The organism is Actinoplanes sp. SE50/110, assembly GCF_900119315.1.
Taxonomy (GTDB): domain Bacteria; phylum Actinomycetota; class Actinomycetes; order Mycobacteriales; family Micromonosporaceae; genus Actinoplanes.
In genome coordinates, this window is sequence record NZ_LT827010.1 from 6,970,165 (window position 1) to 6,995,000 (window position 24,836).

The window sequence follows — 24,836 nt, forward strand, 5'->3', positions numbered from 1 at the left end:
TCAGCGGGTGCGGGCCGCCGCGAGCAGACCGGCGACCGCGGCCGCGTTGGTGATCTCCCCGCGGAAGATCATCGCGACCGCCTCGTCCAGCGCGACCCGGACGACCTCCAGATCGGCCTCCTCGTCGTGCCGGGCGAACCGGTCCGCCACCGGCACCGGAGCCAGGTCGCGGGCCAGGTAGACCAGCACGTGCTCGGTGCTGAACCCGGGCGAGGTGTGCAGCTCGATCAGGTGCTCGAGGCGGCCGGCCGTGAGGTCGGCCTCCTCGGCCAGCTCACGGGCCGCGGTGACCGCCGGGTCCTCGCCGTCGACGTCGCGCAGCCCGGCCGGCAGCTCCCAGATCTTGGCGCCGATCGCGTGCCGGTACTGCTTGATCAGCACCACCCGGCCGTCCTCGTCGAGGGCGACCACCACGACCGCGCCCTTGTTGCGGACCACGTCCCGGTGGGCGGTGCCGCCGTCGGACATCGTCACCTCGTCGGTGACCACGTCGAAGATCGCCCCCCGGTAGCGCTCGACGGTGCCGACCGTCTCGTGCTCGAAGCCCATCAACTCGCCTCGACCGGCAGCTCGTCGGCGGCCGCGTACGCGACCGCGGCCTTGATCAGACCGTCGAAGAGCGGGTGCGGGCGGGTCGGGCGGCTCTTCAGCTCCGGGTGCGCCTGGGTGGCCACGAAGTACGGGTGGGTCGCACGGTCCAGCTCGATGAACTCGACCAGCCGGCCGTCCGGGGAGGTGCCGGAGAAGATCAGGCCCGCCTGGGTGAGCTTGTCCCGGTAGTCGTTGTTCACCTCGTACCGGTGCCGGTGCCGCTCGGAGATCTCGGTCGCGCCGTACACCTCGGCGACGATCGAGCCGTCCTTCAGCCTGGCCGGGTAGGCGCCCAGCCGCATGGTGCCGCCCATGTCACCCTTGCCGGCGACGATGTCCTCCTGGTCGGCCATCGTGGAGATCACCGGGTAGGTGGCGGTCTCGTCGAACTCCAGCGAGTTCGCCCCGGCCAGACCGGCCAGGTTGCGGGCCGCGTCGATGGTCATGCACTGCAGCCCGAGGCAGAGGCCCAGGATCGGCACGCCGTTCTCCCGGGCGTACCGGGAAGTGTTGACCTTGCCTTCGATGCCGCGCACCCCGAAGCCGCCGGGGATCACGATGCCGTCGACACCCTTGAGGGCGGCGGCCGCGCCGGCCGGCGTCTCGCAGCTGTCGCTCGGCACCCAGCGGATCTGGATCTTCACGGTGTTGCCGAAACCGGCCGCGCGGATCGCCTCGGAGACCGACAGGTAGGCGTCGGGCAGGTCGACGTACTTGCCGACCAGCGCGATCGTGATCGTGCGCTTCGGGTGGTGCACCCGCTCCAGCAGGTCGTTCCACGTCTGCCAGTTGACGTCGCGGAAGGACAGACCCAGGCGGCGCACGACGTAGGCGTCCAGCCCGCCGTCGTGCAGCACCTTCGGGATGTCGTAGATGCTGGGCGCGTCCGGACAGGCGATGACCGCCTCGGCGTCGACGTCGCAGTAGAGCGCCAGCTTGTGCTTCATCTTCTCGGGGATCTCCCGGTCACTGCGGCAGATCAGGGCATCCGGCTGGATGCCGATGTTGCGCAGCGCCGCCACCGAGTGCTGGGTCGGCTTGGTCTTCAGCTCGCCGGACGGCGCCAGGTACGGCACCAGCGAGACGTGCAGGTAGAACACGTGGTCCCGGCCGACCTCGTGACGCACCTGGCGGATCGCCTCCAGGAACGGCAGCGACTCCATGTCGCCGACCGTGCCGCCGACCTCGGTGATCACCACGTCCGGGACGTTTCCGTTCTCGTCCGGGTCGGCCATCGCGAAGATCCGGCTCTTGATCTCGTTGGTGATGTGCGGGATCACCTGCACGGTGTCACCGAGGTACTCGCCGCGCCGCTCCCGGGCGATGACCGCCGAGTAGACCTGGCCGGTCGTCACGTTGGCCTTGCCGGACAGGTCACGGTCGAGGAACCGCTCGTAGTGCCCGACGTCCAGGTCGGTCTCCGCCCCGTCCTCGGTGACGAAGACCTCACCGTGCTGGAACGGGTTCATCGTCCCCGGGTCGACGTTCAGGTAAGGGTCGAGCTTCTGCATCACGACGCGCAGTCCGCGGGCGGTGAGAAGATTGCCGAGGCTGGAGGCGGTGAGGCCCTTGCCCAGCGAGGAGGCGACGCCCCCGGTGACGAAGATGTGCCGCGTGTCGCGCACTGTTGAGGCCAAGGCCCGCTCCCGTGGTCGCCTGTCGTTCCAGATCTGCAGACCGGGGCGTCCTCGCCCCATCCACGGGAATTCACCGTAACACTCATTGCCGGGCCCGCCACGTTCGGGCTGGTGGGCGTGCGTGTCAGCCGGCCCCTTCGGTCACTGTCCGTTGATCCTCGTCGGCTTTGCGCAACAACGGGCCGCCCGGCCCGTCGGTCTGACCGGGCGGCGGGGTGCGATCCGCGGCATGCAGCAGCACCCGCAACGCGGTCAGCACGGCCACCGGGACCGCGGTCGCGGCGGCCGCGCCGGCCACCCCGAGCGCGGTGCCGCCGAACACTCCGGCCGTGATCGACGCCACCACGGTGCCGGCGATCGCCGCCCGCACCGCCGGATGCAGTCCGTACACCCTGTTCAGGCCACCCCACGGCGAGAACTGGCCGAAGACCAGCATCAGTGCCCCGGCCAGCGCCAGCAGGCTCAGCGGACTGTCCAGCAGGGCCTGCCCGTTGGCCGCGGCAGCCCGCTGCATCGCCGGACCGGCCGTCCCACTGCCCAGCGCGCTCAGGAACCGGCCCAGGGTGCCCTGCTCCAGCGGCGCCCGGTGCAGCTCGAAGGCGGCGAACCCGGCGGTCACCGCGATCGCGCCGACCCCCGCCCAGGCGAACCGGGCGAAGGTCAGCCAGCCCCCCGAACTCATCGCGGCGGCCACGCACACCCCGGTGGTGACCGCGATCGCGCCGACCGGATCGGCCCCCAGATAGGGGCTGCCGACCATCACCACGCCCAGGCCGCCGAACAGCACCACCACGGTCGGCCGCCACCGGCGCCCGACCCACTGGGCCAGACAGCCGGCGGCCAGCAGCAGACCGGCCACGAACACGCCCAGGCCGACACTGCCCAGACCGGCGTACCGGACACCGTGCGTCGCCGAATACCCGGCCACCCCGTTGAGCTGCAGCCGCGCCCCGGTGAGCAGATCCACCACGATCACGATGGCGCTCAGCGCCCCGGTCGCGCCCATCGGCCACAGCGTCATCCGGAACCGCGGGGCCAGCCGCACCGCGCACGTCCCGGCCACCATCAGCGCGAACGTGGCGGCGCCGAACATCCAGGCCGGATGATCCGCACTCCACCACGGCGCCACGTCGGCGACCAGCCCGGCCGGGATCGCCAGCGCGGCCGCGATCAGCGCCGCCTCCAGCACCGCGACCAGGCGGCGCGGCGGCAGCGGCGGCGCGACCGGTCCGGCATGCCGGCGAGCACGGATCAAAACCGGAATCACACCGACGAACAGGATGAGTTGTACGGCAGCCAGCACCGTGAAGAAGATCGACGCGACGCCGCGCTGGGCGATCGCCCGCCGATCCGCGTCGTTGTGCCCCTGCATCGCCTTGGCCGGGTCGTCCGGGCGGTCCCCCGAGACACTCGCCGCGTACCCGGCGAACAGCTTGTCCGGGGCCGGCCGGCCGAGCACCGCCAGCACCGTCGGCGCCACGTCGATCAGCTGCAGGTAACCGTCGCGCCCGGTGCCGGCCGAGGTCAGCCGGCCACCCTGCCAGCCCTCCCCCTCGGCGATCGCCACGTGCAGCCGGGAGGTGGCGTCGGTGTCGGCCACCCCGGCGATCAGCATCAGCGACCGCTCCGGGCGGGCCGCCAGCACCCGGGCCAGGTTCGCGTCCGCGGCGGCGACCGCGGCCTGCCGCTCCGCACCGGAACCGGCGATCGTGCCGAGGTCGACGATGCTGAGCACACAGTCGGAGAGCAGCTTGCGCGGATCGTCGGGCAGGGTGTCCACGTACTCGTCGACCCGGCCGAACGGGCGGGCGGCGGCCACCGCGGCGTTGCGGCCCACCGCCACCGTGCATCGCACCGACTCGGCCAGGGCGCCCGGGGTGGTGCCGTACGGCAGCCGATCCTGATTCATCCGGACCACGGTGCTCTGCGCGGTCACGCTCGCGCCGATCGTGTCCGGCCGGGTCAGATCCGGGGTGATCGCCGGGCAACGGCCGCGCACCGGACGGGTGTCCCAGGCCGCGTAGTTGCCCGAGCCGAGCGTCAGCCAGCCGTCCGACGGGCAGGTCACCTGATCCGCCGAGCGCACCGACAGCCAGCCGGTGGACCCCTTGGCCGCCTCCCGCCACAGCGCCGGGGTGCGCTGCGGGTCGAGGTCGTCCCAGCGGAGCCCGGCCGCGGCGGCGATCACCACGTAGTCGGCGGCACCCCGCTTGGTGTCCCCGGCCGGGCGGATCGTCAACCCGGCCAGCGTCGCGGCGCCGATCAGCAGCACCAGCAGGTAGGGCACCCAGGCGGCGGCGCCGCGGCCCCGCGGGGTGCCCGGCGGACGCACCCGCCGGATCTGGTCCAGCCGGCCGGTCACCGGGCGCTGACCTCGGCGTACACGGCGCGGACCGCGGTCACCACGGCGGTCTCGTCCGGCCAGGTCGCGGCCTGCAGCGGACCGCGGGCGGCCAGGTCCGCCCGGCGCTGCGGGTCCGACAACACGGAGCGTACGGCGTTGTCCAGCGCGTCCAGATCGTTCGGCGGGATGAGCACGGCGGCGTCCCCGACCAGCCCGGGCAACCCGCCCACCGCGGTCGTGACCAGCGGCACCCCGGCCCGCAACGCCTCCTGGGCGAACAACTGCCGCGCCTCCCAGTCGCTGGTGACCACCGCCAGGTCGGCGCCGAGCAGCAGATCCGGCACGTCCCCCCGGTGGCCGAGCAGCTGGAACGGGGCGTGCAGCCGCGACGCCCGCTGCGCCAGGGGCATGTAGCTGGGACCCGACCCGGCCACCACCACCACCGGCGCCGGGTCCAGCTCCCGCCACCGGGCCGCCGCATCGACCAGCAGGTCATAGTGCTTCTGCGGATGCAGCCGGCCGACCGACAGGATCAGCGGCGTGCTCCCCTTGATCTGGAACTCGGCCCGGACCGCCTGCCGGGTCCGTTTCGGCGCCCGCATCGCCGGCGCCGCCACCGGACCGAGCCGGGCGTTCCTCGCGCCCAGCGCGACCGCCCGCTCCACCAGATCCTCGGAGGCGCCCAGGGTCAGCGCCGCGTTGCGCGCCACGATCCGCTCCACCAGGGCGCCGGCCTGCCCGCGCAGCCCCTTGGCGAGCACCGCGTTGTGCCAGGTGACCACCAGCGGCACCCCGGTGCGGGCCAGCGACACCACGAACGCGGCCCGCAACCCGTGCGCGTGGATCACGTCGGCGTCCCGCCCGGCGATCGCCTTGCGCAACGCCCGGATCGCCCCGGAATCCTGCGGCCCCGGATCCGCCGGGATCTCCACCGGCGCGTACTCCACCCCGGCCGCGCCGAACCCGTAGTGCTCGTCGTTGGCGGCCGGACCGCAGACCAGCACCCGGCAGCCGGCCGCGACCAGGCCGCGGGCCAGCGAGAGGACGTGTCCGCCGGTGCCGCCGGTCGCCGAGCCGAGCACCAGCACGACCGAACCGTGCCACCCGTCGTCGCTGCTCACGAGCGGTCTACCCCTCTCCTCGCGCCTCATCCGCGCGCGTCCCGTCCTGCCGGCCGCCACCGATCGTCCTGCCTCGGCCAACGGTTTACCGGATCGGCGGGGACCGCTGCCATCCGGGCCGCGACGCGGTTACCTCGGTAACCGTCCCGTGTCCGTTCCGGCCGCCGACCCTACCTTCGCCATCGCGGGGACACGGTCCCGGCGAGGGGCCCCAGGTCACGCCGGTCCAGCGCGAACGCGACCGCCACGAACACCGCCGCCACCACCGCGCCGCCCGACACCCCCTCCGCCAGGCTGCCGAAAATCCCGGCCGTCGGCCAGAAAGCCGACCGGAGCCCGGCCACCACACCCCACCCGGCGAGCGCTGCCAGACCGGCCGCGACCACCGCGGCCACGGCGGCCCGGCCCAGCCCGGCGAGCGCCGCCGGCCCGGCATGCCGGCGCACCGCCAGTACCAGCAGCACCCCGGTCACGGTCATGCCCAGCGCGTTGGCCAGCCCCAGCCCGGCCAGCTCCGCGCCGCCGGCGAAACCGGCGGTGGCCACCACGACGGCGACACCGGCGCAGAGCCATCCGATCCCGGCCGCGGTCGCTGCCGCGACCGTCGCGCCCCGGGCGTAGAGCGCACGGGACAGCAGGGCGAACAGCGCGTAGCCGAACAGCCCGGGCGCGAAGCCGACGATTCCCGGGGCGGCGCCCTCGGCGTTCATCAGGTGCGACGCCGGGACGGCCAGACCGGCCAGCGCCGCCGTCCCCAACCCGGCCAGCAGCACCACCGAACGCGCGGTGCCGGCCAGGGAGACCGCGTAGGCGTCCTCGTCGCGCCGCACCACGGCATCGGCGAGCCGGGGGTAGACCGCGGTCGCCAGCGGCACGGCGAGCACCGCCCAGGGCAGCAGGAACACCGTCTGGGCGCCGTTGTACCGGGCCAGCTGCTGCGCCCCCAGCGTGACGATCAACGCGACCACCACCTGCTGCGCGCCGACTGTGACCGCACCGGCCCAGCCGAGCCGCACCGCCTGGCGGCCCTCGCCACCCGGGAAGCGGAAGCCCGGCCGGATCGGCAGGCGCAACCTGACCAGCGGGATCAGCAGGCACAGGCTGAGCACCACGACGCCGAGGGTGGTGCCCACCGACAGGATGAGCTCGCCCGCGGTGGACAGCCCGTCGACATCGGTCCGGGCGCCGTCGACCCCGGCATACGCCAGATAGGCGGTCAGCACCGTCACGCTGGACAGCAGCGGCGCGATCACCGGCCACGCGAACCGATGGTGCGCCTGCAGGACACCGGTCAGCACGATGCCGATGCCGTAGAGCGGCAGCTGCGGCGCGAAGATCCGCAACATCCGGGCGGCGATGGCCTGATGCTCCGGCGGCACACCGTGCAGCAGGCCGGCGATCGGGCCGGCCGCCAGCGCCACCCCCAGCGCGAGCGGCACGGTCAGCGCCACCATCCAGGTGAGCAGCGCCGAGGTGATCCGGCCGACCCGGGCGCGGTCCCCGTCGGCGACCGCCCCGGCCAGCAGCGGAACCACCAGGCTGGCCAGCGCCCCGCCGGCGACCAGTTCGAAGACGATGTTCGGCACGGTGTTCGCGGCGAAGTAAAGATCCGGCAGGCCACCGTGCCCGCCCTCACCGACGGTGTAGTAGAAGACCACGGTCCGGCCGAACCCGACGATCCGCGCCAGGATGGTGAGCAGGGTGATCAGCGCCGCCGCGCCGGCGATCTTCGCCGCCGTCCCCGTCCCGCTGCCCGCAACGGCACTCGCCGACCCGGCCGGGACCGTGGACGCGCCGGCGGCGGGGACCGGCGGCGCCGGAGCGGCCGGGCTTGCCGAAGCAGCCGGCGGCGCGGGAGTGGCGTCGGCGTTGTTCGGGGAGGTCACGCCGGTCGGCGGCCGAGGTCGTCGAGGCTGCGCAGCCACGGCGTGTCCTGGATGACCTTGGTGAAGCTGACCCTCTCGCTGGCCGCGGTGAGCGAGGCGAGCGCGGCCAGGGCGGCCAGGCGGCCGAAGGTGCCGGTGCGGGCGGTGTACGCGACGCCGAGCAGGGCGCCGAGGGCGTTGGCCCCCGAGTCGCCGAGCATGATCTCCTCGTTCAGGTCGGCGGGGAGCAGGGCGGCGCTCGCGCCGAGCGTGCCGGCGGTGATCGCCGCGTGCCGGCCCACCGCGAGCGGGGCGCCGAGGATCATCCCGGCCTTGATCGCCCGGCCGGGGCGCAGGTCGAGCAGATTCAGCAGGTTCGCCGTGCCGGCGATCACGCCGGCGCCGAGCAGCACGTCGACGCCGCGGCCGAACGCACCGTCGCGGCGACTGCCGATCAGCGCGGAGGCGACCAGCCCGGCCGCGCCCACCCCGCCGATCTTGACGAGGCCGCTGGTGACCCGGCCCTCGCGCAGCGCGCCCAGGTGGCCGGCGAAGCCTTTCGCGGTCGTCTGCTCGGGCCGGTTGCCGACGATGTCGTCATAGAGGCCGACCGCGCCGCTGACCGCGCCCGCGGCGACCACCGCCGCGGTGAGCCGGCCGGTGGCCGCTCCGCTGGCCGCGCCGATGGTCGCTCCGGCGGCCAGGGCCGGCCCGCCGGCCAGGGTGACCGTGCGCCCGTGGAAGTTGGTCCGGCGCAGGCCGGCCGCCTGCGGATCGCGGCGCACCCAGCCGAGCACGGCACGCGCCACCGAGGCGCCGGTCCCGAGCGAACGCAGAAAACCCATGGCGAAAGTCTGCCCTAGCCCGGCAACCGAAACCCGACCGGGTCGGTGCCGCAGCCCGCACCACGCGCACCACCGCAGCCCGCAGGCACGCGCACCACCGCAGCCAACACACAGGCGCACCACGCAGCCCGCGGGCATGCGCACCAGCGCAGCCACACACGCGCACCACCGCGGCCGGGCTGTCCTCGCGCCCCGATCGCCGGGCCGGCGGCCGCGGCGACGGCCGGATTGCGGCCACGGCCGGATTGCGGCGACGGCCGGATTGCGGCCACGGCCGGATTGCGGCCACGGCCTACGGCGCGGCGGAGGGGACCAGGGAGGTGGCGCCGGTGCCCAGGCCGTACTGGCCGACCTTGTTCTGCACCAGCCGCTCGTGGGTGGCCATCGCGGTGGCGACCTGCCCCTGCACGGAGCTCGCGTTGTCCACCGTGGAGATCTGCTTGACCAGTGTCGGGTCGCTGCGGATCGCGGACACCAGGTTGTTGTCGCCGGCGCCGTCCCCGGCCACGACCAGCGGACGGTAGCGGTGGAACTGGTTGGCCACGGTGACCGCGTTGGCGGTCTTCTTTCCGGCGTCCTTGTCGGTGGCCGGGGCACCGGCGACCAGCACGATCCCCTCGGCGCCACCGCTCGCCTTCTCGGCCACCGAGATGTAGCCGGGCTTGGCGAGCGCGGTCAGCACCGCGGTGACGTCGTCCGGGTTCACCACGGTGGCGCCCTGGTCCAGGGTGAGGGCGAGCAGCGCGCTGGCGGTCTCCACCCCGTCGCTGTTGGACGGCAGGCCGGCCGACGGGATGGTCGGCTGCGACGACTGATCGGCCAGGTCGAGCAGCTGGGTCGCGTACCCCGGGTCGAGGAACTTGTCCTCGACGGTGATCCGCGCGGTGATCGTCGCGCCGGCCGTGGTCAGCATCTTGACGACGCCGTCGGCCGAGTCCCTGCCGCCGGGCAGCACCACCACGGCCAGTTTGCGCCCGGTCAGCTTCGTGGTGAGCCACGGCGCGACCTGGGCGGCGAAGTCCTGGCTGCGGTTCAGCTCCTCCTTGTACTGGTTGACCTGGTCCCGCTTGACGTTGTTGTCCTTGTTGAGCGTGGTGAGCTGCTCGCGAAGGTTCTCCGAGACCGGGCCGTTGAGCGCGGCGGTGCCGACCACCAGGCCGATCGCCAGCGCGAGGAAGACCGCGGTGAGCGACACCACGTGGTACCTGAAGTTGATCACGACGCCCTCAGAGAAGATTGCCGAGCTGGAAGACGAGATTGTCCCACCACTCGGACACCACGGTCAGATACGCCTTGCCGACCGTGGAGACCGCCACCGCAGCGGCCATCGCCGCCAGCGCCGACAGGACCAGCAGCAGCAGCGCCGAGCCGGAGATGTTCTGCCGGTAGAGCCGGCTGACGCCTTTAGCGTCGACCAGCTTGCCGCCGACCTTGAGCCGGGTGAGGAACGTCGAGGCCATCCCGCCGCGCCCCTTGTCGAGGAACTCGACCAGGTTGGCATGCGTGCCGACGGCCACGATCAGCGAGGCGCCCTTCTCGTCGGCGAGCAGCATGGCGAGGTCTTCGCTGGTGGCCGCGGCCGGGAAGGTGAGCGCGTCGACGTCGAGGTTGCGGACGCGTTCCAGGCCGGGGGCGCGCCCGTCCGGGTAGGCGTGCACGACCACCTCGGCGCCGCAGCGCAGCACGTCGTCGGTGACCGAGTCCATGTCCCCGATGATCATGTCGGGGGTGTAGCCGTTCTCCACCAGGGCGTCGGCACCGCCGTCGACGCCGATCAGGACCGGCTTGTACTCCCGGATGTAGGGGCGGAGGACGTCGAGGTCCTCCTTGTAGTCGTAACCGCGGACGACGATCAGCACGTGCCGGCCGGCGATCCGGGTCTGCACGTCGGGCACGCCGACGCCGTCGAGCAGCAGGTCACGCTCCTGCTTGAGGTAATCCATGGTGTTCGCGGCGAACGCCTCGAGCTGCACCGACAGGCCCTCGCGGGCGTCGGCCATGCTCTTGGCGACCGTCTCCGCGTCCTGCCGGGTGCCGCTGGCCACCGGCTTGCCGTCGAGCAGCACCTGGTCGCCCTCGACGCTGACCACCTGGCCCTCGCGCAGCCCGGCGAAGACCTCCTCGCCCAGGTTGTCGACCAGCACCACGCCGCCCTGGATGAGCACCTCGGGCCCGAGGTTCGGATACCGCCCGGAGATCGACGGCTTGGCGTTGAGCACCGCGGTCACCCCGGAGGCGACCAGCGAGTCGGCCGCGACCCGGTCGAGGTCGACGTGGTCGATCACGGCGATCTCGCCGGGACGCAGCCGGCCGGTCAGCCGCTTGGTGCGCCGGTCGAGCCGGGCCACGCCGGAGACCGGGCCCGGCTCGCTGGTGCGCACACGGCGCAAGGTGGGAAGTCGCATCCCGGCCATCCTGACATGCCGCTTCACGCGGCCCCCGTTAGACATGCGCTAGCTCATCGACAAAAGGGACTTTTCATCCGCGCTTCTCTCGACCGGCGACCGCCAGCAACTCCTCCGCATGGGCGATACCCAGATCGGAATCGGGCAGGCCGGCCAGCATCCGGGAGAGCTCCCGGGCGCGCTCGGTCTCCTCGACGATGCGCACCCCGCTCGTGGTGATCGCGCCACCGGTGTCTTTCGCCACCACGAGGTGCCGGTCGGCGAAAGCGGCCACCTGCGGCAGGTGTGTGACGACCAACACCTGATGGGTGCGCGCGAGCCGGGCCAGCCGTCGCCCGATCTCCACCGCCGCGGTCCCGCCGACCCCCGAGTCGACCTCGTCGAAGACCAGCGTCGGCGGGCCACCGGCCCCGGCGAAGACCACCTCGATGGCCAGCATCACCCGGGACAGCTCACCACCGGAGGCACCCTTCTGCAGGGGCAGCGACGGGGCGCCCGGGTGGGCCAGCAGGCGCAGCTCCACCTCGTCCGCGCCGTCCGGCCCGGCGCCCAGCTCCTGGCCGTCGACGGTGACCGCCGGCTCGTCCCGGGACGGGGCATGGGTCAGCACCGCCACCTCGACCCGGGCGTGCGGCATCGCCAGGCCGGCCAGCTCGACGCTGACCGCCTCGGAGAAGCGGGTCGCCGCCTCGCGCCGGGCCGCGGTCAACCGGCCGGCCAGCTCACCGACCGTGGCGGCCAGCCGCTGCCGCTCCTTGTCCAGCTCGTCGAGCAGCTCGTCGGAGCTGTCCAGCTCACCGAGGCGGGATTTCGCGTTCTCCGCCCAGGCGATCACGCCGTCGATGTCGTCGGCGTACTTGCGGGTCAGCCCGCGCAGCGCGGCCCGCCGCTCGTAGATCGCCTCCAGCCGGGCCGGGTCGGCGTCCAGCTCGCCGAGGTAGGCGGAGAGCTCCGAGGCGACGTCACCCACCAGGGTGGCCGCCTCCTCGATGCGCAGCGCCAGGTCGCCCAGCTTGGCGTCGACGCCGGACTGGCCCTCCAGGGTGCGCCGGGCGGTGCCGAGCAGGGTGGTCGCGTCGGCGGTGTCGTCGGCCGCCTCGACCCCGCCGGCCAGCGCCTGCGCGGCCAGGGCGGCAGCCACCCGCAGCCCCTCCGCGTGCTCCAGGCGCTGCACCTCGGCGCGCAGGTCCTCGTCCTCGTTGGGCTGCGGGTCGACCCGGGTGATCTCGTCGAGACCCAGCTTGAGCAGGTCGGCCTCCTGCGAGCGCTGGCGCGCGTTGCGCCGGCGGTCGGCCAGGTCGTCGACCACCTTGCGCCAGCGGGCGAACGCCTCCCGATAGCCGTCCAGCAGTTTTTCGTGGCCGGGGCCGGCGAACCGGTCCAGCGCGGACCGCTGCTCGCTCGGGCGCAACAGGCGCAGCTGGTCGGACTGCCCGTGCACGGCCAGCACCTGCTCGCCCAGCTCGCTCAGGGTGGCGACCGGCATGCTGCGGCCGCCGACGTGCGCCCGGGACCGGCCCTCGGCGGTGACCGTACGGCTCAGCAGCAGCGAACCGTCCTCGTCGGTCTCCCCGCCGGCGTCGGTGATCCGGGTACGGACCGCGTCGCCCAGGGTGCCCTGCAGCCGCAGCCGTCCCTCGACCGTGGCCCGGCCCGGGTCGGCGCGGACCCGCCCGGCGTCGGCACGGCCGCCGAACAGCAGTCCGAGACCGGTCACGACCATCGTCTTGCCGGCGCCGGTCTCACCGGTGATCACGTTCATCCCCGCCGACAGCCGCAGGGTCGTGTCGTCGATGACGCCCAGTCCGGTGATGCGCAGTTCCTCCAGCACACGGCAGAGGGTAGTGGGACCCCCCGACAAATGCCCAGCGCGGGTGTTTCTGATCAGCGTCAATCGGGGGTACGCGGGAGGGCCGGCCCGCCCATCCGTCCCACCCGGGTCAGCGCCGGTTGCCGCGCCAGCCGACCACCGGGAGCTCGAATTTCGCCACCAGGGTGTCGGTGAACGGCCGGGGGGCCAGCCGGACCAGCCGGACCGGCAGCTGCCCCCGCTCGACGGTCACCCGGGAGCCGGGCGGCAGGTCCCAGGTGCGGCGTCCGTCACAGCAGAGCACCGCGAACGACGTGTACGGGTCGACGGTCAGCACGAAGGTCGAGGTGGGCGCGGTCACCAGTGGCTTGCTGAACAGCGCGTGCGCGCTGATCGGCACCAGCAGCAGGGCCTCCACCTCGGGCCAGACCACCGGGCCGCCGGCCGAGAACGCGTACGCCGTCGACCCGGTCGGTGTGGCGCACACCACACCGTCGCAGCCGTAGCGGGACAGCGGCCGCCCGTCCACGTCGACCATCAGTTCGAGCATCTGGGCCCGCTGGCCCTTCTCCACGGTCACCTCGTTGAGCGCCCAGGACTCGGCGATCAGGCGGCCGTCGTACTCCGCGCGCACGTCCAGGGTCAGCCGTTCGTCGACCGCGTAGTCGCCGGCCACGATCTCGGCCACCGCCTGGTCGATGTGCTCGATCTCGGCCTCCGCCAGGAAGCCCACCTTGCCCAGGTTGATCCCGAGCAGCGGGGCCTTGACCGGCCGGGCCAGCTCGGCGGCCCGCAGGAAGGTGCCGTCCCCGCCGAGCGCCAGCACGATCTCGACGTCGTCGGCCGCGGCCGGCCCCTCGACCGCCATCACCTCGTCGGGCAGGCCCAGATCGGCCACCTCGTCGGCGATCACCCGCACCTCGAACCCCGCGGCGATCAGATCGAGCGCCACGGTGCGGGCATGCTGCGTACTCTGCCGGCGTCCGGTGTGCGTGACCAGCAAAGCCGACCGAGTCATCTGTCCTCCAGTGGGGCAACCGGCTGATTCTCCCGCGCCACCACGGACGCGGACTCCTCGGGCAGCACCGCGCCGGACGAACCGGCCGACGCCACGGACTCCTCGGGCAGCACCACGCCGGACGGGCCGGCCGCGACCACCGCTTCCACCCGCTCCCGGTCCGCGGCCGGGGCGCCGCGCCGGAACCAGACGAAGAACTCCACATTGCCACTCGGCCCGGGCAACGGGCTGGCGGTCACGTCGACCACACCGAGGCCCGACTCGGCCGCGGCCGCCGCGACGTCCAGCACCGCCTCGGCCCGCAGCCGCCAGTCGCGCACCACACCACCGGTGCCGACCCGCTCCTTGCCGACCTCGAACTGTGGTTTGACCATCAGCGCCAGGTCGCCGTCCGGCGCGGTGCAGGCGGCCAGCGCGGGCAGCACCAGCCGCAGCGAGATGAACGACAGGTCGGCCACCACCAGGTCGGCCGGCCCGCCGATGGCCTCGGCGGTGAGCGTGCGCACGTTGGTCCGCTCGTGCACGTCGACCCGCCCGTCGGTCCGGATCGGCCAGGCCAGCTGCCCGTACCCGACGTCGACGGCGACCACCCGGCCGGCCCCGGCGCGCAGCAGCACGTCGGTGAACCCGCCGGTGGACGCGCCCGCGTCCAGGCACCGCCGCCCCTGGACGGTCAGCCCTTTCGGGCCGAACGCGGCGAGCGCCCCGGCCAGCTTGTGCCCGCCCCGGGACACGTACTCGGTCTGCGGGTCCTCGCCGGTGACCAGCACCGGATCGGCCGGGTCGACCATGGCCGCCACCTTGTGGGCCACGGTCCCCCGGACCTGGACCCGGCCGGCCGCCACGAGTTGGGCGGCCTGTTCCCGGGAACGGGCGAGCTTACGGCGGACGAGCTCGGCGTCGAGACGCGCACGGCGGGCCATCGGGATCCTTTGTCGGTACGTCGGTCAGCGGTCGATGCCGGCCAGGGTGTCCTGGAGCACCTGGTGCGCGGCCTCGTACTCGGCGATCTGCTCGGCCGGGGCCAGCCGCGCGGCGTTGGCGAGCGAACTTAGCACCGCGTCCACCGCCGCGTGACCGGTCTCCGCCACCAGTCCATCGTCGCCGGTGCGGTAATGCGCCGCCGCCACCGGCTCGCCGCCATCCGCCGGCGGCCGTGGGCCGCCCGGCGGCGGCCCCGGACGGAACCCACCGGGTGGCGGACCGGGCCGGAATTCACCGGATGGCGGACCCGGCCGGAAACCACCGGGCCGCGGCCCGCCCTGCGCACCTTGCGGGAACGTCACGGGATCACGCCTCCGTGCTCTCGGTCCGGCCGGAGCTCTCCGCCACCGGCTGCGACTTCCTGGCCTGCGACTGCGCCGGCACCTGCGCCGCCTTGCGCGCCGCCCGTTTCACCGGCGCGCCACCGGCCGGCGCACCCTTCGCCGCGGCCTTGCCGGCCGCCGTCTTCCTGACCGGCGCACCCTTCGCCGCGGCCTTGCCGACCGCCGCCTTCCCGACCGGCGCGCCCTTGCCGGCCGCCGCACCGTCGACAGCCGCCGACCCCTCGCCCGCGGCCGCGCTCCCGGCAGCCGCCGCAGCCTTGGCCGTCGCACCCTTGACCGGAGCCGGCGCCCGCTTGGCCGGGGCCCGCTTGGCGGGTGCCGCCTGCGCCGCGACGCTCTCCACGGGAGCGACATCCGGCAGGACCGTAGCGGCCGCCGCCTCTTTCACCTCAATGACCGGCGACGCCACCGTCCCGGCCGGCGGCGCGACCTCGGCCCGCTTGACCGGCGCCGCCCGCGGCCCCCGCTTGGCCGGCGTCACGGACGGCCCGGTCGTCGGCGACGACCCCGCCCGGCCGGCCGGCTTCCGGCCGGAAGCCGAAAGGGACCCGGCCGCTCCCGCCTTCCTGGCCGGCGCCGCAGAGACTCCCTGCCCGGTCGCCGCCGAAGGCATCGCGTTCGGCGTAGCCTGCACCGCCTTCTTCGCGACGGCCTTCTTTGCGACGGCCTTCTTCACCGGAGGCACGGTCGAGCCGGGCACCGCCTCGGCAGCCCGGGCACCCGCTCGCGCGGCCTCGGCGGGCCGGGCACCCGCCGGCGCCGGCTCGGCTGCCGGGGCACCCGCCCGCGCCTGTGCCTCCCGCAGCCGCTTCTCCAGGTCCCGCACCCGCCCGGTCAGCTCGGACACCTCGTCCGCGGTGGCCAGCCCGACCCGCCCGAGCGCGCGATCCACCTCGAAGCGGACGATGTTGGTCAGCGCCTCCCGGTTGGCGATGCCGGCCGAGAGCAGGTCCTCGACCAGGCCCTGCACCTGCGCCGCCGTCGCACCACCCCGGCTGAGCAGCTCACCGGCGACTTGCTGCGCCTTTTTCCGGGGCGCCTCGGTAAGCCCGAGCGCCAGGTCCAGATAAGCCCGCCATGCGTCTGGCATGATCGGTCCTCCTCTCGCCACGTCGGGTGCCACGCTACCGGGAGCCCCCGACAACTTCCTGAGGTACGGTGCTGGTGTCGCGAGGGGGGATGCCGATGGCCACCGTGGACGAGTGCCGGCAGGCATTGCACGACCTGGCCACGCGCCTGGAGGCGAACGCGGAGGCCCGCGGCCGCCTCGACTTCGACCGCTCCCTGGCCTGCCGGGTCACCGACCTGGCCACGGCCTTCCACGCCCGGATCACCGGCGGCCTGCTGACCGGCATCGCCGACGGCGACGACCCCCAGGCGAAGATCGCCCTCAGCACGACCAGCGACGACCTGCTGGCCCTGATCGCCGGCCGGCTGGACATCACCCGTGCGATCGCCACTCGCCAGATCTCGATCAAGGCGAACCCGTTCGACCTGCTCAAGCTCCGCAAGCTGCTCTAGCCCGACGATCACGCCAGCGAGTACGGACGGCGGCCGCGGAATCGTTCAAGCCCATCCGCGGAAGAACGTGATCGCCGGGGGACGGCCGGCGACCCGCTACCGCGCGGTGGCGGCGAGCTCCTGCAGCCCGGTCAGCACCTGATCGGCCGACGCGGTCGCCGTCGACAGTTGCTTGGTCACCTCGGCCAGCACGGTCGCCTGCTCCTCCACCGACGACGCGATGGAGAGCTGCAGCTCGTGGATCCCGTCCACCGCCTCGGTCGTCCTGGTGAAGGTCTGCGCGACGTCGTCGGTCTCCGCCACGATCGCGGTGATCACCGTGTTGACCCGTTCCACCGAGGTCGCGGTCTCCCGGGCCAGGTCTTTCACCTCGCCGGCGACGACCGCGAAGCCCTTGCCGATCTCCCCGGCCCGGGCCGCCTCGATGGTGGCGTTGAGCGCGAGCAGGTTCGTCTGGTCGGCCAGCGACGCGATGATCGCGTTCACGTCGGCGATCTCGCCGACCGAGCGTTCCAGTGCGCGCACCTTCTCGCCGGCCGACGCGGCCGCCTCCTTGCCGTCGGCGGCGGTGCCGGCCGCGGTCGCCGACCGGGACGCGATGTCGCGCACCGACGCGGTCAGCGCGGCCAGCTCCCGGTCGACCGCGGTGACCGCGGAGATCGCCGCGTGCGCCTGCGCGCTGATCGACGCCACGTCCTCGCTGATCCGGCGGGCCTGGGCGGCGGCCTCCGCGGAGCGCAGCCGCAGATCTTCGGCAGCCCGGTGGTCGGCTTCCCGCTCGGCCCGTTCGGTCTCCTCCCGGGCCGCCGCGGCTTCGGCCGCCAGCTGCTCGTTCTCCCGCTCGGCCTGTTCGGCGAAGTGCCAGAAGACGACGATTCCGGCGACCTCGACGGCGGCCAGGCCGGCGTGCACGGCGACCTGTTCGATCGCGGACCCGACACCCATGTGGTGCATGCCGAACACGCGTTCCGGCGCGATCAGCCCGAGTACGCCGTGGTGCACCACCACGACCAGCACGGCGCAGATCAGCGGCGCCCACATCTGGTAGAGCGCCACGAAGATCAGGATCGCGTACAGGTGGATGTGGGCGGTCATCGATCCGCCGGACAGCTCGATCGCCACGAACGTGCAGGCGATCAACCCGACGCCGGTGTGTGACGCCTGCGCCTGCTGGTTGGGCATGACCGGGATCAGCGCGGCCCAGCCGGCGACGCCCGCGACCAGCATCAACACCTCCCAGCGGGGGCGCGGGCCGAGCATGCCGACCACCAGGAAGACCGGGACGTGGCACCAGAGCAGCCGGCTGATGATCCGGTGCCGGGCACGCCAGGAGGCATCGGACAGCCGCGCGCCGCGTGGCAACGTAAGCGAAGTCACACCTCCCCGATCGGCGGATTCCCCCTCCGCTTGACCCTGATCGCGGCAGAGCGATTTTCCTCGCCGGCCGGGTTCCGCGGTGGCACGATGAGGTTGAGGAGCTTGCGACCGCCGGACGACGGCCGCCCCGGGTCACTGGGAGGCAACCCATGAATCACGTCCGCCCCGACGTTCCCCAGATCGACGGCACCTGCACCGGTGAGAATGTGCATGAGAGAGCCGAGCGGGTCGCGGTGCCCGATTTCGACTACATGAGCTCGCCGATGGTCGCCATGGTCGACGGCATCTTCCACATCGATCCGGATGCCCCGCCGCTGCCCCGGCGTCATCACCGACCGCGCCCGGCGCAGTACCACACCGACCCGGTGCAACCCTTCTGAGACCCGATTGCGGGGGTACGCGGGTGACCACACCCCCCCCGCATCGCCGCCCCGCCGCGGCCCGCGCGAGACCGCGACGGACCGGACCATCACGCGCCGAAACGCCGCAGCCCCGGCCGATGACGGCCGGGGCTGCTCATGATCGCGCTCATTCAGCGGCTGATGCCCAGGATCAGAGGCCCCAGGATTTCAGCAGTTCGGTGGCCGCGGCCGAGCCGGCGCTGACGGTACCGGCCGGGACGCCGTCCCAGGTGGCCCCGCACAGCAGGCGCAGTGCGTCGACCGGGTCGCCGGAGCCGGTCAGGGTGACCCGGTCACCGTCCCGGTCCAGCGACCAGCCGTCCACCTCGGCGGCCGGCACCGCAGCCTGACCGGCCGGGCGGAACAGCCCGGACAGGTCGGCGGCGACGAACTTCGGGCGCCGTTCGGCCGGTGCCTCCAGCAGTTCCCTCGGCCCGCTGACCCCGGTCAGGACGAGCAGGCTGTCCATGCCGGCGGTGACCGCCCCCTGGATGTCGGTGTCCAGACGGTCGCCGATGGTCAGCGGCCGCTCCGCCTTCGCGAGCGAGGCCGCGGTGGTGAACAGGGCGGGCTCGGGCTTGCCGACCACCACGTCCGGTTCCCGGTCCAGGGCCGTGCGCAGCACCGCGACCAGCGAGCCGTTGCCGGGCAGCGGGCCGCGCGGGCTGGGCAGGGTCCGGTCGGTGTTGGTGGCGTACCAGGTGGCCCCGGCCCGGACGGCGAGTGCCGCCTCGGACAGGATCCGCCAACCCACCTCGGGGCCGTAGCCCTGCACCACGGCGACCGGCGACTCGTCCGCCGACTCGACCGGGGTCAGGCCGGCGTCCCGCACCTCGCCACGCAGCGCCTCGGCACCCACCACCAGCACCGGCGAACCGGCGGGCACGTGCTCGGCGATGAGCGCGGCGGCCGCGCCGGCCGAGGTGAGCACCTCGGCCGGTGCGGCGCTGACACCCATGCCGGTGAGCAGCGAGGCCACATCGGCGGCCCGGCGGGACGCGTTGTTCGTCGCGTACGCGATCGACGTCCCGTCCGCGCGCAGCCGCTCGACCGCCTCGGCCGCGCCCGGGATCGGCTTGTCGATCAGGAAGACGACGCCGTCCAGGTCGAAGATGGCGAGGTCGTAACCGCCGGCGAGGTGGTCGGTCATGCCCGCGGCCGGTCGTCCGGGCGGCTGTCGAACTCGTCGCCGCCCTTCTCGTCGTCCTCGTCCTCGGCCTTGCCGGCCGGGGGCGCCTCGAACACGGCCGCCGGAACCTCGTGCTTGTCGGCCTTCACGGCGTCGGTGTTGACGTCGGTCTCGGCCACGGTGACCGGCTCGGCGTCCGCCTCGTCCGTGTCATCGTCCTCGTCGTCTTCGTCGTCGAAGTCGTCGTCCTCGTCCGAGTCGGCCCGGTCCTCGTCGTCGAGGTCCTCGTCCTCGTCGTCGTCCCGGTCCTCGTCGTCATCGGCGCCGGACCGGGCCCTGACGTCGCCGCCCTCGCCGTCCTCGGCCGCATCGTCGTCGAGGTCCTCGTCGTCCTCGTCGTCGCCCTCGATGACCACGCCGTCGAGTTCGAGGATCCGCTCGGCCGCATCGGTGAGCTGGTCCTCGTCGACGGCGGCGGCCCGGACGAACCACTCGCGGGCCTCGTCACGCCGGCCGGCGGCGAGCAGCGCGTCGGCGTAGGCGTACCGCAGCCGGGCCGCCCAGTCCGCGGTCTCCTCCGCGGTCAGTTCCTTGACCTGGAGCATCGCCACGGCCGCGTCGTGCTGGCCGAGGTCACCCCGGGCGCCGGCCGCCACGATCAGCAGCTCGATCGCGCCGGACTTCTCCAGCTTCGCCATGTCGGCGCCGCGGTACAGGTCGATCGCCCGCTCCGGACGGCCGAGCGCCCGCTCGCAGTCGGCGATCTCGGCCAGGTGCGTCTGCCGCCCGGTCATCCGGTGGTAGGTGCGCAGCTCCGCGATCGCCGTGGTCCAGTCGCCGGCCGCGTACGCCGCCAGGCCGACCGCCTCGCGCACCACCGCGATCCGCGACGCCAGCCGGCGCGCCGCGATAGCGTGCTGCAGGGCGACCTCGGAGTCCTCGTCGATGATCGTGCCGGCCGCCACCAGGTGCCGGGCGACCTTGTCGGCCACGTCCCGGGCCAGCGCGGTCAGCTCCGAGCGCACCTCCTGGTCGAGGTCGTTCGCGTCGATGTCGGCCGGGATCTCGGGCGCCTGGAAGACCGGCTGCCCGTCCTGGTCGAGCTCGGGCCGGTCCCCCTGGAAGCCGTCCCGCTCCCGGTCGCCCCGGAACCCACCACGGTCACCCCGGTCAGCGCCACGGTCCCGGTCGCCGCGGAACCCACCGCGGTCGCCGTCCCGGTCGCTCCGGAAGCCACCGCGGTCGCCACCACTCTGGTAGCCACCCCGGTCACGGTCACCGCCCTGGAAACCACCGCGGTCACGGTCGCCGCCACGGAACCCGCCCCGGTCGCCGCCACCCTGGTAGCCACCGCGGTCACGGTCGCCGCCACGGAAACCACCTCGGTCACCGCCACCCTGGTAGCCACCACCCGACGGACGATCGCCGCCACGGAAACCACCCCGGTCGCCACCACCCTGGAAGCCCTCACGGGGGCCGCTCCGGTCACGGTCGCCGCCACGGAAACCGCCCCGGTCACCGCCACCCTGGTAGCCACCACCCGACGGACGATCGCCGCCACGGAAACCACCGCGGTCACCGCCACCCTGGTAGCCACCACCCGACGGACGGTCACCACCGCGGAAGCCGCCGCGGTCGCCGCCACCCTGGTAGCCACCGCGGTCACGGTCGCCGCCACGGAAGCCGCCGCCCGACGGACGATCGCCACCGCGGAAACCGCCACCCGAGGGGCGGTCGCCGCCACGGAAGCCGCCCCGATCGCCACCACCCTGGTAGCCACCGCGGTCACGGTCGCCGCCACGGAAACCGCCGCGGTCGCCACCACCCTGGTAGCCACCACCGGACGGACGGTCACCACCGCGGAAGCCGCCCCGGTCGCCGCCACCCTGGAAGCCCTCACGGGGGCCGCTCCGGTCACGGTCGCCGCCACGGAAACCGCCCCGATCGCCACCACCCTGGTAGCCACCACCCGACGGACGATCGCCGCCACGGAAACCACCCCGGTCGCCACCACCCTGGTAACCGCCACCGGACGGACGATCGCCGCCGCGGAAACCACCCCGGTCGCCGCCACCCTGGTAGCCACCACCCGACGGACGATCGCCGCCACGGAAGCCGCCGCGGTCGCCGCCACCCTGATAGCCACCACCCGACGGACGGTCGCCACCGCGGAAACCGCCACCCGAGGGGCGGTCGCCGCCACGGAAACCGCCCCGGTCGCCACCACTCTGGTAGCCACCACCGGACGGACGGTCACCACCGCGGAAACCGCCGCGGTCACCGCCACCCTGGTAACCACCACCGGACGGACGATCGCCGCCACGGAAACCACCCGAGGGGCGGTCGCCCCCCCGATCGTCGCGGAACGGACGGCGCTCACCGTCGCCGCCACGGAAGCCGCCGCGGTCACCGCCGCCTACGGCACGGTCGCCACCACGGAAACCGCCGCGGTCGCCACCGCCCTGGTAACCGCCACGGTCACGGTCGCCACCCCGGAAGCCGCCGCCCGACGGACGGTCGCCACCGCGGAACCCGCCCCGGTCGCCACCGCCCTGGTAACCGCCCCGATCACGGTCGCCACCCCGGAAACCACCCCGGTCGCCACCGCCCTGGTAACCGCCCCGATCACGGTCGCCACCCCGGAAACCACCACCACCGGACGGACGATCGCCGCCACGGAAGCCGCCCCGGTCACCGCCACCCTGGTAGCCGCCCCGGTCACCGCCCCCCTGGTAGCCACCCCGGTCACGGTCACCGCCGCGGAAGCCGCCACGGTCGCCGGCGCCGCCACGGAAGCCGCCGCGGTCACCGCCGCCGGTCCGGTTTCCGCCCTGGTATCCGCCTCCATCGCCGCGGCGGGCGTCGCCGCCATCGCGACCGCGGCCCTCCCGGGCCTCGTCACGGTTGCTGGAGCCGCCGTCCTGCGGTCCTGTAGTCACGGATCAATCCTTCCGGGTACGGCTGCGGCCCCACGGTGCGGGCGGCCTTGCCTCAAACACAAAGTTACTAGGGAACGAAGTCATAAACGCAGTCGAGGGCCGACCCCGTGTGGGGCGGCCCTCGACCGTTACGTTGAGTCCGGCGGCGTCCTACTCTCCCACACCCTCCCGAGTGCAGTACCATCGGCGCTGGAGGGCTTAGCTACCGGGTTCGGAATGTAACCGGGCGTTTCCCCTCCGCTATGACCACCGAAACGCTTGTCAGCGCGGAACCAAACCAGCAACCTGACACCCGGGCCGGACCGATTCGCATCGATCCGCAGACACCGGCCGGCCTTCTTCCCAGGCCAACCGGAATCCCCCGAATACAGGGTGGTTGTTCGTTTGCTGTGAATCACACAGTGGACGCATATCGAGCATAAAGTTTGGTGTGGTTAAGCCCTCGGCCTATTAGTACCGGTCAACTCAACACGTTACCGTGCTTACATCTCCGGCCTATCAACCCAGTAGTCTAGCTGGGAGCCTTACCCACTCAAGGTGGTGGGATACCTCATCTCGAAGCGAGCTTCCCGCTTAGATGCTTTCAGCGGTTATCCCTTCCGAACGTAGCCAACCAGCCGTGCTCTTGGCAGAACAACTGGCACACCAGAGGTTCGTCCGTCCCGGTCCTCTCGTACTAGGGACAGCCCTTCTCAAGTATCCAACGCGCACGGCGGATAGGGACCGAACTGTCTCACGACGTTCTAAACCCAGCTCGCGTACCGCTTTAATGGGCGAACAGCCCAACCCTTGGGACCTGCTACAGCCCCAGGATGCGACGAGCCGACATCGAGGTGCCAAACCATCCCGTCGATATGGACTCTTGGGGAAGATCAGCCTGTTATCCCCGGGGTACCTTTTATCCGTTGAGCGACACCGCTTCCACACGCAAGTGCCGGATCACTAGTCCCGACTTTCGTCCCTGCTCGACCCGTCAGTCTCACAGTCAAGCTCCCTTATGCACTTACACTCAACACCTGATTGCCAACCAGGCTGAGGGAACCTTTGGGCGCCTCCGTTACCCTTTAGGAGGCAACCGCCCCAGTTAAACTACCCACCAGACACTGTCCCTCGACCCGATCAGGGCCGCAAGTTAGATACCCAAACCCAACAGAGTGGTATTTCAACAATGACTCCACCCGAACTGGCGTCCGAGCTTCACAGTCTCCCACCTATCCTACACAATCGAATTCAGATACCAATGTCAAGCTATAGTAAAGGTCCCGGGGTCTTTCCGTCCTGCCGCGCGTAACGAGCATCTTTACTCGTACTGCAATTTCGCCGGGCCTGTGGTTGAGACAGTGGGGAAGTCGTTACGCCATTCGTGCAGGTCGGAACTTACCCGACAAGGAATTTCGCTACCTTAGGATGGTTATAGTTACCACCGCCGTTTACTGGCGCTTAAGTTCTCCGCTTCGCCCCGAAGAGCTAACAGGTCCCCTTAACGTTCCAGCACCGGGCAGGCGTCAGTCCATATACATCGTCTTACGACTTCGCATGGACCTGTGTTTTTAGTAAACAGTCGCTTCCCCCTGCTCTCTGCGGCCATACCACGCTCCACCAGCAAGTGGCTTCACGCGTCCGGCCCCCCTTCTCCCTAAGTTACGGGGGCAATTTGCCGAGTTCCTTAACCACAGTTCACCCGTCGCCTCGGTATTCTCTACCTGACCACCTGTGTCGGTTTAGGGTACGGGCCGCTCGAAACATCGCTAGAGGCTTTTCTCGGCAGCATAGGATCAATGACTTCACCAGAACGGCTCGGCATCACGTCTCAGCCTCATGCACCGCGGATTTGCCTACGGTACGGCCTACACGCTTACCCCGGCACAACCACCGGCCGGGATCATCTACCTTCCTGCGTCACCCCATCACTAAACTACTACCCACAGAGGTCCCAGACTCCACCGACTCAGACCGAAGTCCTCCCCGGCTTTGCGTGGTTAGTACTATGAGGTTCGTCTTGGGCGTTTCTTTGCGGGTACGGGAATATCAACCCGTTATCCATCGACTACGCCTCTCGGCCTCGCCTTAGGCCCCGACTCACCCAGGGCGGATTAGCCTGGCCCTGGAACCCTTGGTCATCCGGCGGAAGGGGTTCTCACCCTTCATTCGCTACTCATGCCTGCATTCTCACTCGTACAGCGTCCACACCTGGATCACTCCGGCGCTTCACCCGCTGCACGACGCTCCCCTACCCATCCACACAAGTGTGAATGCCACAGCTTCGGCGGTGTGCTTGAGCCCCGCTACATTGTCGGCGCGGAACCACTTGACCAGTGAGCTATTACGCACTCTTTAAAGGGTGGCTGCTTCTAAGCCAACCTCCTGGTTGTCCATGCGATCCCACATCCTTTTCCACTTAGCACACGCTTAGGGGCCTTAGCTGGCGATCTGGGCTGTTTCCCTCTCGACTACGAAGCTTATCCCCCGCAGTCTCACTGCCGCGCTCTCACTTACCGGCATTCG

Annotated in this window: 17 protein-coding genes, 2 rRNA genes and 1 pseudogene (1 of these 20 running past the window's edge); 2 read left to right on the forward strand and 18 right to left on the reverse strand. The window is 72.1% G+C overall.

The features are described 5' to 3' along the window. The 13 genes and pseudogenes from ACSP50_RS31180 to ACSP50_RS31240 form a co-directional block, all read right to left on the reverse strand. Positions 1-549, reverse strand: coding sequence for an NUDIX hydrolase (locus tag ACSP50_RS31180; protein WP_014693293.1), 549 nt, complete (start codon positions 547-549; stop codon positions 1-3). Beyond that, on the reverse strand, positions 549-2,228 hold the full coding sequence (locus ACSP50_RS31185; protein WP_014693294.1) for a CTP synthase: 1,680 nt from the start codon (positions 2,226-2,228) through the stop codon (positions 549-551). The genes ACSP50_RS31180 and ACSP50_RS31185 overlap by 1 nt, the downstream gene beginning before the upstream one ends. Before the next feature lie 124 nt (positions 2,229-2,352). Further along, positions 2,353-4,590, reverse strand: coding sequence for a hypothetical protein (locus ACSP50_RS31190; RefSeq protein ID WP_014693295.1), 2,238 nt, complete (start codon positions 4,588-4,590; stop codon positions 2,353-2,355). Beyond that, positions 4,587-5,723, reverse strand: a complete 1,137-nt coding sequence (locus ACSP50_RS31195; protein ID WP_014693296.1) for a glycosyltransferase family 4 protein — start codon at positions 5,721-5,723, stop codon at positions 4,587-4,589. The genes ACSP50_RS31190 and ACSP50_RS31195 overlap by 4 nt, the downstream gene beginning before the upstream one ends. Before the next feature lie 140 nt (positions 5,724-5,863). Next, a complete protein-coding gene (gene murJ, locus ACSP50_RS31200; protein WP_231956755.1) occupies positions 5,864-7,618 on the reverse strand; it encodes a murein biosynthesis integral membrane protein MurJ in 1,755 nt (584 codons plus the stop codon). Continuing rightward, positions 7,576-8,403, reverse strand: coding sequence for a hypothetical protein (locus ACSP50_RS31205; protein ID WP_014693298.1), 828 nt, complete (start codon positions 8,401-8,403; stop codon positions 7,576-7,578). The genes murJ and ACSP50_RS31205 overlap by 43 nt, the downstream gene beginning before the upstream one ends. 292 nt (positions 8,404-8,695) lie before the next feature. Then, the gene (locus ACSP50_RS31210; protein WP_014693299.1) at positions 8,696-9,622 is read right to left on the reverse strand and encodes a copper transporter; all 927 of its coding nucleotides are present in this window, start codon (positions 9,620-9,622) and stop codon (positions 8,696-8,698) included. A gap of 7 nt (positions 9,623-9,629) precedes the next feature. Next, positions 9,630-10,808 carry a putative cytokinetic ring protein SteA gene (gene steA, locus ACSP50_RS31215; protein WP_014693300.1) on the reverse strand — a complete coding sequence of 393 codons (1,179 nt, stop codon included), beginning with the start codon at positions 10,806-10,808 and terminating at the stop codon, positions 9,630-9,632. A 73-nt stretch (positions 10,809-10,881) separates the two neighbouring features. Continuing rightward, entirely contained in the window at positions 10,882-12,639 is a 1,758-nt protein-coding gene (gene recN / locus ACSP50_RS31220; RefSeq protein ID WP_014693301.1) for a DNA repair protein RecN, read from the reverse strand. Positions 12,640-12,748: 109 nt separating this feature from the next. Next, on the reverse strand, positions 12,749-13,636 hold the full coding sequence (locus ACSP50_RS31225; RefSeq protein ID WP_014693302.1) for an NAD kinase: 888 nt from the start codon (positions 13,634-13,636) through the stop codon (positions 12,749-12,751). Then, positions 13,633-14,559, reverse strand: coding sequence for a TlyA family RNA methyltransferase (locus tag ACSP50_RS31230; RefSeq protein WP_014693303.1), 927 nt, complete (start codon positions 14,557-14,559; stop codon positions 13,633-13,635). Before ACSP50_RS31230 ends, ACSP50_RS31225 begins: the two co-directional genes overlap by 4 nt. Before the next feature lie 24 nt (positions 14,560-14,583). After that, a complete protein-coding gene (locus tag ACSP50_RS31235) occupies positions 14,584-14,727 on the reverse strand; it encodes a hypothetical protein (RefSeq protein WP_231956756.1) in 144 nt (47 codons plus the stop codon). A gap of 799 nt (positions 14,728-15,526) precedes the next feature. Further along, positions 15,527-16,054 (reverse strand): annotated as a pseudogene (locus ACSP50_RS31240) (phasin family protein); the annotation flags it as partial. Positions 16,055-16,149: 95 nt separating this feature from the next. Between ACSP50_RS31240 and ACSP50_RS31245 the strand changes: the two are divergent. Next, entirely contained in the window at positions 16,150-16,485 is a 336-nt protein-coding gene (locus tag ACSP50_RS31245; protein ID WP_014693306.1) for an SCP2 sterol-binding domain-containing protein, read from the forward strand. Between the two features lie 96 nt (positions 16,486-16,581). Here the strand turns inward: ACSP50_RS31245 and ACSP50_RS31250 are convergent, their stop codons facing one another. After that, on the reverse strand, positions 16,582-17,847 hold the full coding sequence (locus ACSP50_RS31250; protein ID WP_231956757.1) for a methyl-accepting chemotaxis protein: 1,266 nt from the start codon (positions 17,845-17,847) through the stop codon (positions 16,582-16,584). A 164-nt stretch (positions 17,848-18,011) separates the two neighbouring features. Here ACSP50_RS31250 and ACSP50_RS31255 point away from each other — a divergent pair, with 164 nt between their 5' ends. Further along, positions 18,012-18,242 carry a hypothetical protein gene (locus tag ACSP50_RS31255; protein WP_014693308.1) on the forward strand — a complete coding sequence of 77 codons (231 nt, stop codon included), beginning with the start codon at positions 18,012-18,014 and terminating at the stop codon, positions 18,240-18,242. Positions 18,243-18,414: 172 nt separating this feature from the next. Here ACSP50_RS31255 and ACSP50_RS31260 read toward each other — a convergent pair whose 3' ends face one another. The 4 genes from ACSP50_RS31260 to ACSP50_RS31285 all read right to left on the reverse strand — a co-directional run. Beyond that, on the reverse strand, positions 18,415-19,413 hold the full coding sequence (locus ACSP50_RS31260) for an HAD-IIA family hydrolase (RefSeq protein ID WP_014693309.1): 999 nt from the start codon (positions 19,411-19,413) through the stop codon (positions 18,415-18,417). Further along, positions 19,410-20,357 carry a Replicase polyprotein 1ab gene (locus tag ACSP50_RS44900; RefSeq protein ID WP_014693310.1) on the reverse strand — a complete coding sequence of 316 codons (948 nt, stop codon included), beginning with the start codon at positions 20,355-20,357 and terminating at the stop codon, positions 19,410-19,412. Before ACSP50_RS44900 ends, ACSP50_RS31260 begins: the two co-directional genes overlap by 4 nt. 2,111 nt (positions 20,358-22,468) lie before the next feature. Then, positions 22,469-22,585, reverse strand: a 5S ribosomal RNA gene (rrf, locus tag ACSP50_RS31280). 176 nt (positions 22,586-22,761) lie between these two features. Further along, a 23S ribosomal RNA gene (locus ACSP50_RS31285) occupies positions 22,762-24,836 on the reverse strand (it continues 998 nt past the right edge of the window).

What these genes read in the sequence shown, in the direction of transcription:
- ACSP50_RS31245 (WP_014693306.1), top strand. Translation starts at nt 16,150, where the DNA reads ATGGCCACCGTGGACGAGTGCCGGCAGGCATTGCACGACCTGGCCACG.
- ACSP50_RS31205 (WP_014693298.1), bottom strand. Translation starts at nt 8,403, where the DNA reads ATGGGTTTTCTGCGTTCGCTCGGGACCGGCGCCTCGGTGGCGCGTGCC.
- ACSP50_RS31195 (WP_014693296.1), bottom strand. Translation starts at nt 5,723, where the DNA reads ATGAGGCGCGAGGAGAGGGGTAGACCGCTCGTGAGCAGCGACGACGGG.
- steA (WP_014693300.1), bottom strand. Translation starts at nt 10,808, where the DNA reads ATGCGACTTCCCACCTTGCGCCGTGTGCGCACCAGCGAGCCGGGCCCG.
- ACSP50_RS31225 (WP_014693302.1), bottom strand. Translation starts at nt 13,636, where the DNA reads ATGACTCGGTCGGCTTTGCTGGTCACGCACACCGGACGCCGGCAGAGT.
- ACSP50_RS31260 (WP_014693309.1), bottom strand. Translation starts at nt 19,413, where the DNA reads ATGACCGACCACCTCGCCGGCGGTTACGACCTCGCCATCTTCGACCTG.
- ACSP50_RS31180 (WP_014693293.1), bottom strand. Translation starts at nt 549, where the DNA reads ATGGGCTTCGAGCACGAGACGGTCGGCACCGTCGAGCGCTACCGGGGG.
- ACSP50_RS31255 (WP_014693308.1), top strand. Translation starts at nt 18,012, where the DNA reads ATGAATCACGTCCGCCCCGACGTTCCCCAGATCGACGGCACCTGCACC.
- ACSP50_RS31230 (WP_014693303.1), bottom strand. Translation starts at nt 14,559, where the DNA reads ATGGCCCGCCGTGCGCGTCTCGACGCCGAGCTCGTCCGCCGTAAGCTC.